At 71.6% G+C, this 16,542-nt stretch carries 13 protein-coding genes; 10 read left to right on the top strand and 3 right to left on the bottom strand.

The features are described from left to right. The 5 genes from ACFV4F_RS23435 to ACFV4F_RS23415 form a co-directional block, all read left to right on the top strand. The coding region (locus ACFV4F_RS23435; protein ID WP_380505142.1) for a multifunctional oxoglutarate decarboxylase/oxoglutarate dehydrogenase thiamine pyrophosphate-binding subunit/dihydrolipoyllysine-residue succinyltransferase subunit at positions 1-3,472 on the top strand (3,472 nt) is incomplete at its 5' end. Between the two features lie 255 nt (positions 3,473-3,727). Next, on the top strand, positions 3,728-5,740 hold the full coding sequence (locus ACFV4F_RS23430) for a serine/threonine-protein kinase (protein ID WP_380505140.1): 2,013 nt from the start codon (positions 3,728-3,730) through the stop codon (positions 5,738-5,740). A gap of 32 nt (positions 5,741-5,772) precedes the next feature. Further along, positions 5,773-5,952 carry a DUF6104 family protein gene (locus ACFV4F_RS23425; RefSeq protein WP_063347844.1) on the top strand — a complete coding sequence of 60 codons (180 nt, stop codon included), beginning with the start codon at positions 5,773-5,775 and terminating at the stop codon, positions 5,950-5,952. Positions 5,953-6,143: 191 nt separating this feature from the next. Beyond that, positions 6,144-7,067, top strand: a complete 924-nt coding sequence (locus ACFV4F_RS23420) for a DUF4097 domain-containing protein (protein WP_380438568.1) — start codon at positions 6,144-6,146, stop codon at positions 7,065-7,067. 1 nt (position 7,068) lies between these two features. Beyond that, a complete protein-coding gene (locus ACFV4F_RS23415) occupies positions 7,069-8,106 on the top strand; it encodes a PadR family transcriptional regulator (protein ID WP_380438566.1) in 1,038 nt (345 codons plus the stop codon). A 121-nt stretch (positions 8,107-8,227) separates the two neighbouring features. Here ACFV4F_RS23415 and ACFV4F_RS23410 read toward each other — a convergent pair whose 3' ends face one another. Together ACFV4F_RS23410 and ACFV4F_RS23405 are read right to left on the bottom strand one after the other, a co-directional pair. Next, positions 8,228-9,190: a zinc-binding dehydrogenase gene (locus ACFV4F_RS23410; protein WP_380496535.1), complete on the bottom strand. Its 963-nt coding sequence runs from the start codon at positions 9,188-9,190 to the stop codon at positions 8,228-8,230. A gap of 124 nt (positions 9,191-9,314) precedes the next feature. Continuing rightward, on the bottom strand, positions 9,315-10,511 hold the full coding sequence (locus ACFV4F_RS23405; RefSeq protein WP_359966099.1) for an NADP-dependent malic enzyme: 1,197 nt from the start codon (positions 10,509-10,511) through the stop codon (positions 9,315-9,317). A gap of 591 nt (positions 10,512-11,102) precedes the next feature. Between ACFV4F_RS23405 and ACFV4F_RS23400 the strand changes: the two genes are divergently transcribed. The 5 genes from ACFV4F_RS23400 to ACFV4F_RS23380 all read left to right on the top strand — a co-directional run bounded on the left by ACFV4F_RS23400 (position 11,103) and on the right by ACFV4F_RS23380 (position 15,946). Beyond that, positions 11,103-12,029, top strand: a complete 927-nt coding sequence (locus tag ACFV4F_RS23400) for an ABC transporter substrate-binding protein (protein WP_380438562.1) — start codon at positions 11,103-11,105, stop codon at positions 12,027-12,029. 459 nt (positions 12,030-12,488) lie between these two features. After that, a complete protein-coding gene (locus ACFV4F_RS23395) occupies positions 12,489-13,421 on the top strand; it encodes an ABC transporter substrate-binding protein (RefSeq protein ID WP_380438560.1) in 933 nt (310 codons plus the stop codon). A 119-nt stretch (positions 13,422-13,540) separates the two neighbouring features. Then, entirely contained in the window at positions 13,541-14,431 is an 891-nt protein-coding gene (locus tag ACFV4F_RS23390; protein WP_380505137.1) for an amino acid ABC transporter permease, read from the top strand. A 38-nt stretch (positions 14,432-14,469) separates the two neighbouring features. Next, the gene (locus ACFV4F_RS23385) at positions 14,470-15,222 is read left to right on the top strand and encodes an amino acid ABC transporter ATP-binding protein (protein WP_380438607.1); all 753 of its coding nucleotides are present in this window, start codon (positions 14,470-14,472) and stop codon (positions 15,220-15,222) included. 124 nt (positions 15,223-15,346) lie between these two features. Then, entirely contained in the window at positions 15,347-15,946 is a 600-nt protein-coding gene (locus ACFV4F_RS23380) for a CGNR zinc finger domain-containing protein (protein WP_359966114.1), read from the top strand. Between the two features lie 25 nt (positions 15,947-15,971). Here the strand turns inward: ACFV4F_RS23380 and sodX are convergent, their stop codons facing one another. Beyond that, complete coding sequence (gene sodX / locus ACFV4F_RS23375) at positions 15,972-16,409, bottom strand: nickel-type superoxide dismutase maturation protease (protein WP_380438557.1); 438 nt, start codon at positions 16,407-16,409, stop codon at positions 15,972-15,974. Positions 16,410-16,542: the final 133 nt, after the last annotated feature.

Genomic DNA, 16,542 nt, shown 5'->3' with positions numbered 1-16,542 from the left:
GGCCGCCCCGGCCCCGGTGGCGGCTCCCGCGCCGCTCGCCGCCGCGCCCGCCGCACCGCCGGCCCCCAAGGCCGCGGCCCCGGCCGCCCCCGCCGCTCCCGAGGCCACCGGCCCGGAGCTGGTCCAGCTGCGCGGCCCGGCGAAGGCCGTCGCCACCAACATGGACGCCTCGCTGGAGGTGCCGACCGCGACCTCGGTCCGCGCCGTCCCGGCGAAGCTGTTGATCGACAACCGCATCGTCATCAACAACCACCTGCAGCGCGCCCGCGGCGGCAAGGTCTCCTTCACCCACCTGATCGGCTACGCCCTGGTCCAGGCCATCAAGGCCCACCCGGGGATGAACCACAGCTACAAGGTGGAGGGCGGCAAGGCCTTCCTGGTCAAGCCCGAGCACATCAACCTGGGCCTGGCCATCGACCTGGTCAAGCCCAACGGCGACCGCCAGCTCGTCGTCGCGGCCATCAAGAAGGCCGAGACGCTCGACTTCTTCGGCTTCTGGCAGGCCTACGAGGACATCGTCCGCCGGGCCCGCGCCAACAAGCTGACCATGGACGACTTCACCGGCGTCACGGTCTCGCTGACCAACCCCGGCGGCATCGGCACCGTGCACTCCGTGCCGCGCCTGATGCAGAACCAGGGCACCATCGTCGGCGTCGGCGCCATGGAGTACCCGGCCGAGTTCCAGGGCTCCGCCCCGGAGACCCTGTCCCGCCTGGGCGTCTCCAAGATCATGACGCTGACCTCGACCTACGACCACCGCGTCATCCAGGGCGCGGCGTCCGGCGAGTTCCTGCGCGAGATCCACCGCCTGCTGCTCGGCGAGAACGGCTTCTACGACGAGATCTTCGAGTCGCTGCGGATCCCGTACGAGCCGGTCCGCTGGGCCACCGACGTCGCCACCACCCACGACGACGAGGTCAACAAGACCGCCCGCGTCATGGAGCTCATCCACGCGTACCGCGTGCGCGGCCACCTGATGGCCGACACCGACCCGCTGGAGTACAAGCAGCGCAAGCACCCCGACCTGGACGTCGTCCAGCACGGCCTCACCCTGTGGGACCTGGAGCGCGAGTTCGCGGTCGGCGGCTTCGGCGGCCAGAAGATGATGAAGCTCCGCGACATCCTCGGCCTGCTGCGCAACTCGTACTGCCGCACCGTCGGCATCGAGTACATGCACATCCAGGACCCGAAGCAGCGCAAGTGGATCCAGGAACGCCTGGAGAAGCCGTACTCCAAGCCCGAGCGCGACGAGCAGCTGCGCATCCTGCGCCGCCTGAACTCCGCCGAGGCCTTCGAGACCTTCCTGCAGACCAAGTACGTCGGGCAGAAGCGCTTCTCGCTGGAGGGCGGCGAGTCGCTCATCCCGCTGCTGGACGCCACGATCGACGCCGCCGCCGAGCACCGCCTCGACGAGGCCGTCATCGGCATGGCCCACCGCGGCCGCCTGAACGTGCTGGCCAACATCGTCGGCAAGCCGTACGCCCGGATCTTCGGCGAGTTCGAGGGCAACCTGGACCCGAAGTCGATGCACGGCTCCGGCGACGTCAAGTACCACCTGGGCGCCGAGGGCACCTTCACCGGCCTGGACGGCGAGACCATCAAGGTCTCGCTCGCCGCGAACCCCTCCCACCTGGAGACGGTCGACCCGGTCGTCGAGGGCATCGTCCGCGCCAAGCAGGACGTCCTGGACCAGGGCGGCACCACCTTCCCGGTGCTGCCGATCCAGATCCACGGCGACGCGGCCTTCGCCGGCCAGGGCGTCGTCGCCGAGACGCTGAACATGTCGCAGCTGCGCGGCTACCGCACCGGCGGCACGATCCACCTCGTGGTGAACAACCAGGTCGGCTTCACCGCCGCCCCGGCGTCCTCGCGCTCCTCGATGTACTGCACCGACGTGGCCCGCATGATCGAGGCCCCGATCTTCCACGTGAACGGCGACGACCCGGAGGCCGTGGTCCGCGTCGCGCGGCTCGCCTTCGAGTTCCGCCAGGAGTTCCACAAGGACGTGGTGATCGACCTCATCTGCTACCGCCGCCGCGGTCACAACGAGGCCGACAACCCGTCGTTCACCCAGCCGCTGATGTACGACCTGATCGACAAGAAGCGCTCGGTGCGCAAGCTGTACACCGAGGGCCTGATCGGTCGCGGCGACATCACCATGGAAGAGGCGGAGCAGGCGCTCCAGGACTTCCAGGGCCAGCTGGAGAAGGTCTTCGCCGAGGTCCGCGACGCGGCCCAGACGCCGGCCGTCGGCGCCACCGGCAAGCCGGTCGCCGACTTCCCGGTCAGCATCCAGACCGGCATCTCCCAGGAGATGGTCAAGCGGATCGCCGCTTCGCAGGTCAACCTGCCGGAGTGGCTGACCGTCCACCCGCGCCTGTTCCCGCAGCTGCAGCGCCGCGCCGCCTCGGTCGAGGACAACACCATCGACTGGGCGATGGGCGAGACCCTCGCCATCGGCTCGCTGCTCATGGAGGGCCACCCGGTCCGCCTGGCCGGCCAGGACAGCCGCCGCGGCACCTTCGGCCAGCGGCACGCCGTCCTGATCGACCGCAAGACCGGCGAGGACTACACCCCGCTGCAGTACCTCACCGAGGACCAGGCCCGCTACACCGTCTACGACAGCCTGCTGTCGGAGTACGCGGCCATGGGCTTCGAGTACGGCTACTCGCTGACCCGCCCGAACGCGCTGGTCATGTGGGAGGCGCAGTTCGGCGACTTCGTCAACGGCGCGCAGACCATGGTGGACGAGTACATCGCCTCCGCCGAGCAGAAGTGGGGCCAGCACTCGGGCGTCACCCTGCTCCTGCCGCACGGCTACGAGGGCCAGGGCCCGGACCACTCGTCCGCCCGCCCGGAGCGCTTCCTGCAGCTGTGCGCGCAGAACAACATGACGGTCGCCATGCCGACGCTGCCGTCGAACTACTTCCACCTGCTGCGCTGGCAGGCGCACAACCCGCACCACAAGCCGCTCGTCGTCTTCACCCCGAAGTCGATGCTGCGCCTGAAGGCCGCGGCGAGTGCGACCGAGGAGTTCCTGTCCGGCTCGTTCCGCCCGGTCATCGGCGACTCCACCGTCGACCCGGCGCAGGTCCGCAAGGTGGTCATCACCGCCGGCAAGTTCTACTACGACCTGGAGGCGGCGCGCACCGAGCGCGGCGTCACCGACACGGCGATCGTCCGGGTCGAGCGGCTCTACCCGCTGCCGGTGGCCGAGCTCCAGGAGGAGCTGGCCCGCTACGGCGACAACGTCCAGTTCATCTGGGCGCAGGAGGAGCCGGCCAACCAGGGTTCCTGGCCGTTCATCGCGATGAACCTGGTCGACCACCTGCAGGTCGTCATCGGCCGCAGCGCCAACGGCTCGCGCCTGCGCCGCGTCGCCCGCCCGGCGGCGTCGTCGCCGGCGGTCGGCTCGGCCAAGCGCCACGCCGCCGAGCAGCAGGCCCTGATCGAAGAGGTCTACTCGATCTGAGGCCCTGAGCCAGGCTGACGCAACCGGCCCCCGTCCTCCCCTCGCGGGAGGGCGGGGGCCGTTTCGTTTGCGGCAGAACCGTTTCCCCACGATGCCATGTCAAGGTCGCAGCTCTGCAACCAATCGGATACCGGCGTGCCGGGCCCGCTGACGGATCGATAGGTTATGCCTCGCCAGATCGCTGCCCCGGGAGCCCCGTCACCGCGGCCCGGGCCGGTCGGACGACCTCACCGCTCTCCCAGGGGGATGACCCAGATGACCGCCGACACGCCGAGGGACGCCAGCAAGCTCCCGCCGGTCTTCCAGCCGCTGCAGCCCGACGACCCCCGGGAGGTCGGCGGCTACCGGCTCTTCGCCCGGCTGGGCGCCGGCGGCATGGGCCGGGTCTACCTCTCGTACACGCCGGGCGGGCGCCCGGTCGCCCTCAAGGTGGTCCGCCCCGAGTTCGCCGAGGACGGCGAGTTCCGCCGCCGCTTCGCCCAGGAGGTCAGCAACGCCCAGCGGATCCACGGGCTCTACACCGCGCAGGTGATCGACTCCGGCGGCCTGGACTCGGACGCCCCCTGGCTGGTCACCGCGTACGTGCCCGGCCCGTCCCTCCAGCAGGTCGTGCGCGAGAACGGCGCGCTGCCGGTGCGCACCGTCCTGCTGCTGATGGGCGGCATCGCCGAGGCGCTGCAGGCCATCCACAGCGTCGAGGTGGTGCACCGCGACCTCAAGCCCGCCAACGTGCTGGTCGCCGGGGACGGCCCGCGGGTGATCGACTTCGGCATCGCCCGGGCCGCCGACGCCACCGCGCTGACCGGCACCGGCTACCGGATCGGCTCCCCCGCCTTCATGTCCCCCGAGCAGGCCCAGGGCCGCCCGGTCACCCCGGCCACCGACGTGTTCGCGCTCGGCGCGCTGGCCGCGTACGTGGCCGGCGGCGCGGCGCCGTTCGGCGACGGCCCGGACACCGCCGTCCTCTACCGGGTCGTGCACGAGGAGCCCGACCTGGACGCCGTCCCGGCCGACCTGCGCGAGCTGGTCCTGCGCTGCCTGGCGAAGCTCCCGGAGGACCGGCCGACGCCCGCCGAGATCATCCAGGTCGCTCGCAACCACCCGGAGGTCGGCGGGCAGCTGCGGTTCGGCGAGGACTGGCTGCCGCGCCAGGTCAACACCGAGATCACCCGCCGCTCGGACCTGCCCAAGACGCCGCCCACGCCGGTGCCGGCCGTCCCGGCCACCCCGCCGACCCCGATGCCGGCCGTGCCCGCCACTCCCCCGCCGCCGGCCGTCCTCCCGTCGCCCACCGGGCCGACCCACCCGGCCACGGCCGTCACCCACCAGCCGCCCGCGGGCCCCCCGCCCGGCTTCGTGCCGCCGCCGGTCGGCGCGTACGGCGCCCCGCAGCCGCCCACCGAGGCGCCGACCGCCCCGGTGCTCACCTCGCCGCCCACCGTGCAGCTGCGCAGCGAGCCGCCGACCTACGACACCCCGCCGCCCGGCCCGGTGGTCACCGACGTCCCCGAGCCCGCCAAGCCCGAGCCGAAGGCCAAGAAGGGCGGGGTGTCCTGGAAGGCCCTGCTCGTCGTCGCCCTGGTGATGGCGATCGGCGGCACCGCGGGCGGCGTCTTCCTGATGAAGAAGCTGAACGACGGCAAGTCGACCGGCAACCCGCCGGCCGCCGCCCAGTCCCAGAGCCAGTCGGCCGCGCCGCTGCCGACGTCGGGCGCCGTCACCGCCCCGGCCACCGGCGCGAGCCCGTCCTCCGGCAACACCCCGGTGACGGCGCCGACGGGCAAGCCCTCCACGCCCGGCGCCACCGTCTCGGCGCCCGCCCGGCCCAGCGGCTACACCCCGGCACTCGACAAGGTCTCGCTCGCCATCCCCGGCGCCGAGTACACCAGCGACGCCTACCGGATCGACCTGAACGCCGGCAAGGTCGTCCCGCACGACACCAACCTGAAGTGGGGCTTCGGGCTCGGCAAGGCGAACTGCTGCGGCGGCCGGGCGGACGCCTTCTCCGCCTACGGGGACAACGCCTCCGACTTCGCCGTGATCAGCGAGGCCAGCGTCACGCCGGAGCAGTGCGCGAGCGCGATCGACTCCCGCCCGGACACCGACCTCAGCTTCAACCACGTCCCGGCCGGCCGGCTGCTGTGCATCCGCGACCGGGTGACCCAGAACATCGCCGTCGCCGTCGTGGAGGTCGCCGACGCGAGCACCGGGGCCGCCAAGGTGACCATCAGCTCCTGGCGGGCCAACGGCCAGGCCGGTCTATCCTGACCAGGTCAACCCCCATCCGACCGGAGCGAACCGTGTACTTCACCGACCGAGGCATCGAGGAGCTGCAGAACCGGCGCGGCGACGAGGAGGTCACCTTCGAGTGGCTGGCCGAGCGCCTGCGCGAGTTCGTCGACCTCAACCCCGACTTCGAGATCCCGGTCGAGCGGCTGGCCACCTGGCTGGCGCGGCTCGACGACGAGGACGACGAGTGACGCGGTGAACCGCCCGTGAGAGGCCCGGAGGCTACTGCCCTCCGGGCCTCTCGCGTTGTCCCGTAGGGGTGGCCTCAGGGCCGCGTCCGGGCCGGGATCAGGGGCCGAACCGCTTGCTTTTCCCGCCACGCGATATATCGTCTTCAGCAGGGAACGCGATACATCGCGAGTCGCAACGGGAGGCGGCAGAGATGAGCCAGTGGACGGTCGAGGGACCCGACAGCATCACCATCGACGAGGCCGTGCGCACGGTCAGCGTGCGGGTCGTCGACGGCACCGTGAACGTGGTGGCGGCCGACGGCCCGGCCCGCCTGGAGGTCACCGAGCTGCGCGGCGAACCGCTGCACGTGACGCTGGTCGACGGCGTCCTCACGGTCACCTACAAGGACATCAGCAGCTGGGGCGAGGTCGGCGACTGGCTCAAGTCCGCCACCTCGATCAAGAGCTTCTTCGGCTCGCTCAAGAACAAGCGCGTCGCCGGCGTCACCCTGACCGTCCCGGCCGGCACCGAGGTCAAGGTGGGCACCGTCTCGGCCGGCGCCACCGTCTCCGGCTTCGCCGGCCACGTGTCGGTGCAGAGCGCCAACGGCGACGCCACGCTGGTCGGGCTCAGCGGCCGCACCGACGCCAACACCGTCTCGGGCGACGTGGACGCCCAGTCGGTGGGCGGCCAGCTCAAGGTGAACACCGTGTCCGGCCAGCTCACGGTGGTCGCCGGCACGGCCGAGCGGATCCAGGCCAACTCGGTGACCGGCGCCGTCACCCTGGACCTCGACGTGCTCACCCCGGCCGACATCAAGGTCACCACGGTCAGCGGCCAGGTCGCCGTCCGGCTCCCCTCGCTCGCCGACGCCCGGGTCGACGCCGGCTCCACCAGCGGCGACGTCTCCAGCACCTTCGACCAGCTCAAGCTGGGCGGCAGCTGGGGCGCCAAGCGCCTGTCCGGCCAGCTCGGCGACGGCCAGGGCAGCCTCGCGGTGACGACCGTCTCCGGCGCCGTCACGGTGCTGCGCCGCCCGGACGCGGAGGACGAGGAGCCGGTGGTGGTCCGCGAGCTGCCGGCCGGCCCGAGCCTCGACAAGCCCGCCGGACCCGACCTCACCAAGGAGGCGTGAGATGAGCCCCGTCTTCGGCCACGGCCGGCTGCGGCTCTACCTGCTGAAGCTGCTGGACGAGTCCCCGCGGCACGGCTACGAGGTGATCCGCCTCCTGGAGGAGCGCTTCCAGGGCCTCTACGCGCCCTCCGCCGGGACGGTCTACCCGCGGCTCGCCAAGCTGGAGCAGGAGGGCCTGGTCGCCCACAGCACCGAGGGCGGCCGCAAGGTGTACCGGCTCACCGAGGCCGGCCGCACCGAACTGGCCGGCCGCCAGGCCGAGTTGGACGAGCTTGAGGTGGAGATCCACGACTCCGTGACGCAGCTCGCCGGGGCGATCCGCGAGGACGTCCGGGACAGCGCCAAGAACCTGCGCGAGGAGCTGTGGAACGCCGCGAAGGCGGCCCCCAGGCCGGACCGCGCCGAGGACGGGGACCCGTGGGCCGGGCCCTGGGGGGACAAGGAGTCCTGGCAGCGCGCCAAGGACGAGTTCACCCAGTTCAAGCGCCAGGCCAAGGAGCAGGCCAAGCGCGCCAAGGAGCAGGAGAAGGCCGCCAAGGCCAAGGCGAAGGCCGCCGAGGAGGAGGCCCGCCGGCTGCGCGAGCAGTCCAGGGCCGCCCGCACCGCGGCCCAGCAGGAGGCCCTGCGGATCAAGCGCCGGGTCGAGCAGCAGGTGCGCGAGCACGCCGCGAAGGGCGACTGGCCGACCGGGCTGGCCGAGGGACTCTCGGAGCTGACCAAGGGGCTGGCCGGGCTGGCCGACGCGGCCCGCTGGGGCCACCCGGGGGCGGAGGCGCCCGCCGCCCCGGCCGACGAGGTCACGGTGACCAGGATCGACCTGGACAAGGACGAACCGGCCGCCGCCCCGGCCGACCTGCCGCCGTGGGCGGCGACCGACCCGGCCGGCGACCCGGCCCGGGAGCTGGAGCGGCTGCTCGACCGCTTCCGCGACCAGGTCCGCGACGCGGCCCGGGACGGCGGGGTGACGCCCGAGGGGCTCGCCGAGGCGCGCTCGGTGCTCGGCGCGGCCGGCGAGCGGCTCAAGCGGCTGCTCGGCTGAGGCGGGCCGGTCGCACGGCAGGACAGCAGGACCGGACGGGCCCGGCGCTTCTCGGGGGAGAGCGCCGGGCCCGTCCGCACGTCCGGGGACGGGCCGACGGCTCCCGCAGGTCCTGCGGGTCCTACGGGTTGAGGACGATCTTGCCGAAGACGTCGCCCTTGGCGAGCCGGGCGAAGCCCTCCCGGGCCTCGGCCAGCGGCAGCACCGAGTCGATCACCGGCCGGACGCCGGAGGTCGCACAGAGCGAGAGCAGCCCGGCCAGCTCCTCCTTGGTGCCCATGGTCGAGCCGACCACCTTGAGCTCCAGGAAGAAGATCCGGTTGAGCTCGGCGGCCTTCGGGCTGGGGCCGGAGGTGGCACCGGAGATGACGATGGTGCCGCCCGGGCGCAGCGACTTCACCGAGTGCGACCAGGTGGCGGCGCCGACCGTCTCCATCACCGCGTCCACCCGCTCCGGGAGCCGGGCGCCGCTCTCGAACGCCGCGTCGGCGCCGAGCCCGACGGCCCGCGCGCGCTTGGCCTCGTCCCGTCCGGTGACCCAGACCCGCAGGCCGGCCGCCTTGCCGAGGACGATCAGCGCGGTCGCCACCCCGCCGCCCGCGCCCTGCACGAGGACGGTGTCGCCGGGCTTCACCCCGGCGTTCGTGAACAGCATCCGGTAGGCCGTCAGCCAGGCCGTGGGCAGGCAGGCGGCCTCCTCGAAGGTGAGCTCGGCGGGCTTGGGCAGCAGGTTCCAGGTCGGGACGGCCACCCGCTGGGCGAAGGTGCCCTGGTAGCGCTCGGTGAGGATGGACCGGGGCTCGTCCGGTCCCACCCCGTGGCCGGACTGGCCGATCACCGAGTGGAGCACGACCTCGTTGCCGTGCTCGTCGATGCCGGCCGCGTCACAGCCGAGGATCATCGGCAGCCGCTCGGCGGGCAGGCCGACGCCGCGCAGCGACCAGAGGTCGTGGTGGTTGAGGCTGGCGGCCTTCACGGTGACCACGCTCCACCCGGGGCGGGCCCCGGGCTCGGGGAGTTCGCCCAACTCCAGTCCGGACAGCGGGTCGTCGGCGTCGATGCGGGCGGCGTAGGCAGCAAACATGCTCGGGACGATAGCGGCGACGGCCGGGGCCGGGAACCACGCGTGGGTGTGACGCGTGTCCCGGCCCCGGCCGTCTGGTCCCTCGGTCGTCCTGCCGCGCCGGTCACCGGACCGGCCGCCCGGCTCAGATCCGGGCGACGCCCTCGGCGCGCGCGGCCTCGGCGACGGCCTTGGAGACCGCCGGGGCGACCCGGTCGTCGAACGGCGAGGGGATGACCTTCTGCGGGGTCAGCTCGTCGGCGACGACGCCCGCCAGCGCCTTGGCGGCGGCCAGCTTCATGCCCTCGGTGATCCGGCTCGCCCGGACCTGCAGGGCGCCCGCGAAGATGCCGGGGAAGGCCAGCACGTTGTTGATCTGGTTCGGGAAGTCGCTGCGCCCGGTGGCGACGACGGCCGCGTACTTGTGCGCGACCTCGGGGTGGATCTCCGGGTTCGGGTTGGCCATCGCGAAGACGAACGCGCCCTCGGCCATCGTCGCGACGACCTCCTCCGGCACGGTGCCGCCGGAGACGCCGATGAACACGTCGGCGCCGGACAGCGCGTCGGCCAGCGAGCCCTTGAGGCCGGAGCGGTTCGTCAGCGCCGCGATCTCGGCCTTGACGTCCGTCAGGTCGCCGCGGCCCTCGTGAACCACGCCCTTGCGGTCGCAGACCGCGACGTCGCCGATGCCGGCCGCGAGCAGCATCTTGGCGATGGCGATGCCGGCCGCGCCGGCGCCGGAGATGACGGCCCGCAGCGAGCCGACCTCCCGGCCGGTCACCTTGGCGGCGTTCCACAGGGCGGCGGTGGTGACGATCGCGGTGCCGTGCTGGTCGTCGTGGAAGACCGGGATGTCCACGGCCTCCTGCAGCCGGCGCTCGATCTCGAAGCAGCGCGGGGCGGAGATGTCCTCCAGGTTGACGCCGCCGAAGGAGGGCGCCAGCCGGACCACGGTCTCGACGATCTCGTCCACGTCGGTGCAGGCGAGCGCGATCGGCACCGCGTCGACGCCGCCGAACTGCTTGAACAGGATCGCCTTGCCCTCCATCACGGGCAGCGAGGCCTGCGGGCCGATGTCGCCGAGGCCGAGCACCGCGGTGCCGTCGGTGACCACGGCGACGGTGTTGGACTTCCAGGTGTAGTCGTTCACCAGCTCCGGCTGCTCGGCGATGGCCGTGCAGACCCGTGCGACACCCGGGGTGTAGGCGAGGGACAGGTCGTCCGCGTCGCGCACCGGGACGGTCGCCCGGATCTCCATCTTGCCGCCGCGGTGCAGTGCGAAAACGGCGTCGACCGGATCGTCGGTGTCCTGGGTGCTGCTGTGGATGATCTCCGCTGCCACGATGACCTCTTCGTCATTGTTCTGGCGAGGACGCGCGGCCGACGGACGGAGCGACCCCGTCCGGAAACCGGAAACCGGAAACCGGGTACGCCGAAGCGGACCCGGGGGCGGGGTCGGGGCGCTGCGTCGGGCGGCGCCCTCGGATGAGGGTTTTATGGGGTCTTTTAAAAGTCCGCGTCGTACTACCGGGCGAGCGTAAGTCGGACGAAGGCGTCGCACCTGTGCCTTTTCGTCCTCGTCACGAGCAGTTCATCGCCGCGCTGTCGCGTCACGGGCCCGGCTTCGGAAGCGCCGGGCTCCGGCGGCGGCAACGGCGATGACGCACGTACACCCGCAGGAGTGAACGCAGACACGGAGGGGAGCAGGTGTTCCGGATACGGAGCCGCGTGAGGACTTCCGTTCCTGAGCACCCCGAGCCTGTCGGGACTCGGCGGTCTGGTTCGCGTTCGGGGGTCACCCGGTACCGAATTCTGACACACCCGCCCACCGGCCCGGCAGGGCGGGATGACAGGATCGCTTGTCCGCCATCCGCCGTACACCACCACGGCACCCTGGCGACCGCACAGACCTCCCACAGGAGCAACCACCCTCATGCACCACCGCACCCGTTCCCGACGGTCCGCCGTCGCCGGCGCCGCCCTGGCCGCCACCGGAGCCCTGCTGTTGACCGGCTGCAACGACGGCGGACAGGCCGCCGCGAAGGACCCGGTCCAGGAGATCCGCGCCAAGCTCCCGAAGGCCCAGCGCTCCGCGGGCGCGCTGCGCATCGGGATGGACGTGAACTACGCGCCGGTCGAGTTCCGCGGCCCCGACGGCAAGCCGGCCGGCCTGGACCCGGAGATCGCCACCGCGCTGGGCAAGATCCTCGACGTGCGGGTCGAGCTGGTCGACACCCCGTTCGACAAGCTGATACCGAGCCTCCAGTCCAAGCAGTACGACGTCGCGATGTCCGCGCTGAGCGACATCCAGAAGCGCCGCGAGGGCCTGGACGACAGCGGCAAGCAGGTCGGCCCCGGCGTCGACTTCGTGGACTACTTCATCGCCGGCACCTCGATCGTCGTCCCCAAGGGCAACCCCAAGGGCATCAAGACCCTGGACGACCTGTGCGGCCGCACGGTGGCGCTCCAGCAGGGCACCACGCAGGACGAGATCATCACCCGTCAGGTGGCCGTCTGCGCACGCACCGGCCGCCAGCTGACCCCCCACAAGTTCGACAGCGACACCAAGGCGCTGGCCGAGGTCGTCTCCGGCGCCGCGGCGGCCGGCGTCAACGACTTCCCGGTGGCCGCGTACGCGGCGAAGAGCACCGACGGCGGCAGCCGCTTCGAGGTGACGGGCGCGCAGTCCACGTCCAACCCGTACGGGATCGCGTTCCGCAAGGGCGACACCGAGCTGCGCGACACCCTGGCGAAGGCCGTCGACCAGCTCATCCGCAGCGGCGAGTACGACAAGATCCTCGCCAAGTGGGGCGTCCAGGCGGGCGCGGCCCAGAACGCGGTGGTCAACGGCGGCATCTGACGGCGGCGTCCGGCAGCGGCACCCGGTAGCAGCATTCGAAAAAACAGGGGGCGGCGGGCCTCCCGGCGCAGCGCAGAGGGATCTGCATACTTATACGCAGGGTGACAGGGACAAGGGAATCGTCCGAATAGCGGACAGCACGGCCCCTCGTTATCCGATTTTGATCTGAATGAGGGCCTTCCGACCGTCATCAGATGGCAGGATTCCCCCCATCTCGGATCGAGCCGACCACTGGTCGAGGCGGTTCGGTCAACGTCCACCTCGGCGGAGGGTGGCGGAAGCAGTATCCAAGCACCACCCTGGACACCCCCGGTCCAGGCGCACGAACCGGCCCTGCCCGTACGACGACGTACAGCGCCGTGTGTGTACCCGTACAGAGCCGTACGGCCTTGCTGCCCCGGTGCGCCGCTTCCCGCGGCGCGCTCCGCCCGACCTCTCCCTCAGGAGGAGATCCCCCTCATGACCGCCCGTACCCAGCGCACCCGTCTCCTCGCGGCCGGCGCCGTCGCCGCGTCCCTGACCCTCGGCCTCACCGCCTGCGGCAGCAGCGGTTCCTCCAGCGGCTCCTCGGCCGGCGCGAACGCGAGCGCCACGGTCCCGGCCGTGTCCGCCGACCCGTCGCTGGCCGCCCTCGTCCCGGCCGACGTCAAGTCCGCGGGCAAGATCGTCGTCGCCACGGACGCGTCCTACGCGCCCAACGAGTTCAAGGACGACAAGGGCAACATCGTCGGCATGGACGTCGACCTGGCCACCGCGATCGCCAAGAAGCTGGGCCTGAGCGCCGACGTGCAGAACGCCACGTTCGACTCGATCATCCCGGGCATCACGGGCAAGAAGTACACCCTCAGCATGAGCTCCTTCACCGACACGAAGGAGCGCGAGGCCACGGTCGACATGGTCACGTACTTCAACGCCGGTACGGGCGCCGCGGTCAAGAAGGGCAACCCGGACAAGGTCGACCCCAAGGACCTGTGCGGCAAGAAGGTCGCCGTCCAGACCGGCACCACCCAGGCCGACTCGATCAAGGACACGATCAACCCCGCCTGCGTCAAGGCCGGCAAGCCGACCGTCCCCAACGACGGCGACAAGTTCGACCTGCAGACGGACGTCACCCAGGCGCTGGTCTCCGGCCGCGACCAGGTCATGCTGGCCGACTCCCCGGTCGTCGACTACGCGATCAAGCAGACCAACGGGCAGCTGGAGAAGGTCGGCGACGTCACCGACACCGCCCCGTACGGCGTCGTGCTCGCCAAGGGCTCGGACCTGACCAAGGCGGTCCAGGGCGCCGTCCAGTCCCTGATGGCGGACGGCACGTACAAGAGCATCCTGGAGAAGTGGGGCGTCCAGGCGGGCGCGATCGACAAGCCCGTCGTCAACGGTGCCACCAGCTGAACCGCTCCTCTGAACACAACCCCTGAGGCCACACAGTGAACCCTTCCGACCAGGGGTCGGTGCCCCCGGGACGGCCTGAGACCATCAAGGCCGTCCCGGTCCGCCACCCCGGACGCTGGGTGGGAGCAGCCGTCGTCGCCGTCCTCGCGGCGATGCTGATCCACGCCCTCATCACCAACAGCCAGTTCCAGTGGGACGTCGTCGGGAAGTACCTCTTCGACTCCTCGATCACGCACGGCCTCGGCGTCACGCTCGAACTGACCTTCCTGTCGATGGCGATCGGCATCGCCGGCGGCATCACGCTGGCGATCATGCGCCTGTCGCCGAACCCGGTGCTCTCCAGCACGGCGTGGTTCTACATCTGGGTCTTCCGCGGCACCCCGGTGCTGGTCCAGCTGCTGTTCTGGAACTTCCTGGGCTCGCTCTGGGCCAACATCTCCATCGGCATCCCGTTCGGCCCGGCCTTCTGGTCCGAGCCGACCAACCAGGCGATCCCGCTGTTCGTCGCGGCGCTGCTGGGCCTCGGCCTCAACGAGGCCGCGTACATGGCCGAGATCGTCCGCGGCGGCATCCAGTCCGTGCCGCTCGGCCAGACCGAGGCCGCGCACGCGCTGGGCATGAGCCAGTTCAAGACCATGCGGCGGATCATCCTGCCGCAGGCGATGCGCGTGATCATCCCGCCGACCGGCAACGAGACCATCTCGATGCTGAAGACCACCTCGCTGGTCTCGGCGATCTCGCTGGAGGAGCTGCTCCGGGCCGGCCAGAACATCTACTCGCGCACCTTCCAGACCATTCCGCTGCTGCTCGTCGTCAGCATCTGGTACCTGCTGATGACCTCGATCCTCACCGTGGGCCAGTACTACGTCGAGCGGCACTACGCCCGCGGCGCCAACCGTGCGCTCCCGCCGACCCCGCTGCAGCGGCTGCGGCGGCTGTTCGCCGGCAAGCCCATTCCGCGGGCCGAGAACGACGTGGTCCCGGGCATCGAGGGAGGCGGTCACGTATGACCGATCTGACCAAGCCCACCGACTCCCGGCCCGTGCCGATGGTCGAGGCGCAGGGCGTGCGCAAGTCCTACGGCCTCGTGGAGGTGCTCAAGGGCATCGACCTGGAGGTCCGCAAGGGCGAGGTGTTCGTCCTCGTCGGCCCCTCCGGGTCCGGCAAGTCGACCTTCCTGCGGTGCATCAACCACCTGGAGAAGATCAACGGCGGCTTCCTCTCGGTCGACGGCGAACTGGTCGGCTACCGGATGAAGGGCGACCGGCTCCACGAGCTGAAGGAGAGCGAGGTCGCGCAGAAGCGCCGGGACATCGGCATGGTGTTCCAGCACTTCAACCTGTTCCCGCACATGACCGCGCTCGAGAACGTCATGGAGGCGCCGGTCCAGGTCAAGGGCGAGTCCAAGGCCGAGGCGCGCGAGCGCGGCATGGCCCTGCTGGAGCGGGTCGGCCTGTCCGACAAGGCGAAGAGCTACCCGTCGCAGCTGTCCGGCGGCCAGCAGCAGCGCGTCGCGATCGCCCGCGCGCTGGCCATGAAGCCCAAGCTGATGCTCTTCGACGAGCCCACCTCGGCGCTCGACCCGGAGCTCGTCGGCGAGGTGCTGGACGTCATGCGCGGCCTCGCCGAGGAGGGGATGACGATGATCGTCGTCACCCACGAGATGGGCTTCGCGCGCGAGGTCGGCGACGCGCTGGTGTTCATGGACGGCGGCGTGGTCGTCGAGTCCGGCAACCCCCGCGACGTCCTCACCAACCCGCAGCACGAGCGCACCCGGTCCTTCCTCTCGAAGGTCCTCTGAGCGTGCGCTGAGCGAGCAACCCTTGGCGCCCGGCAGGCCGATCCTGCCGGGCGCCGCCGTTTTCCCGATCCGGGTAATAGGCTGGACGCAATCAGCCCGTTACCGAACCACTGGAAGGACCGCCGTGGAGCTCGCCTCCTACGCCGATCTCGCCGTTCGGCTGGTGAACACCGAGGAACCCGAGCGCGGCACCGACACGCTGACCTCGGTGGACGCCGTGCGCGCCCTGTTCTCCGAGTCCTCTCGCGCCGCCGCCCTGGCCGACGAGTCCGACCTGCCCCGCCTGCGGGCGGTGCGGACCAGGCTGCGCGGGGTCTTCGAGGCCGCCGCCGAGGGCGACGAGGTACGTGGCGTCGACCTGCTGAACAGCCTGCTCATGGAGTACCCCGTCAGCCCGCTGGTCTCCGGCCACGACTACCTCGACGACGCCGGCCGGCCGCGCTGGCACCTGCACCTCGCCGACAACTCGCCCACCGCCACCGCGCACTTCAGCGCCGTCGCGTGCATGGGCCTGGCCGTCCACCTCACCGAGCTCGGCGCCGACCGGCTCGGGATCTGCCAGGCCGCGCCGTGCCGCAACGCCTACCTCGACACCTCCACCAACCGCTCCCGGCGCTACTGCTCCGACCGCTGCGCCACGCGCGCCAACGTCGCGGCCTACCGGGCCCGCAAGCGCCAGGAGGCCCAGGACGCGGCGCTCGGGCCGCAGCAGTTGCAGGCCTAGACGCGCATCCGCCAGTGCCGTGACACTAGAGCTCGGCGTCCACCCAGACGCCGAGGCGGCGGGCCAGCCCCGGGACCCGGACCAGCCCGGGGGTCAGCAGCAGTCGCTCCAGCCGGCGGCCGGGCGCCAGCCAGGCCGGGCGCGGGCGCAGCCGCAGCAGCACCCGGCCGAGCACGAGCTCGTCCGGAACGGCGCCGTAGCTGCGGCTGTCGCTGTCGACCGGCCGGTTGTCGGAGAGCAGCCACCAGCCCTTCGCCCGGCGCTCGGCCGCCCGCTTGACCACCAGCAGGTCCTGCTGGAACGGGTGCCGGAAGAGCACGACCGCGCCCGGGCGGATCCGCGCGCCGTACCGGACCAGCAACTGGTCGCCCTCGCGCAGGGTCGGGACCATCGACGGTCCCGCCACGTCGACCAGCCCGAACGGCACCGTGCCCGCCCGTGCGCCGTCCCCCGGTTGCGTCATCCGCGCCACCACTCCTCCTCCCGGCCGCCGCGTCCCAGTGTGCCGTACGGACCGTCACCTGTCCGATGTCCGGATTACCCCGGTTCCGGATCGGCCTTTTGCCCTAGGCCCACCGCCCGATCGCGAAACCGGG

It is taken from the genome of Kitasatospora sp. NPDC059722 (genome assembly GCF_042733235.1).
In the GTDB taxonomy this organism is placed as follows: domain Bacteria; phylum Actinomycetota; class Actinomycetes; order Streptomycetales; family Streptomycetaceae; genus Kitasatospora.
The sequence above is the reverse complement of the archived record's forward strand: the minus strand, read 5'-3'. Positions and strand labels throughout refer to the sequence as shown.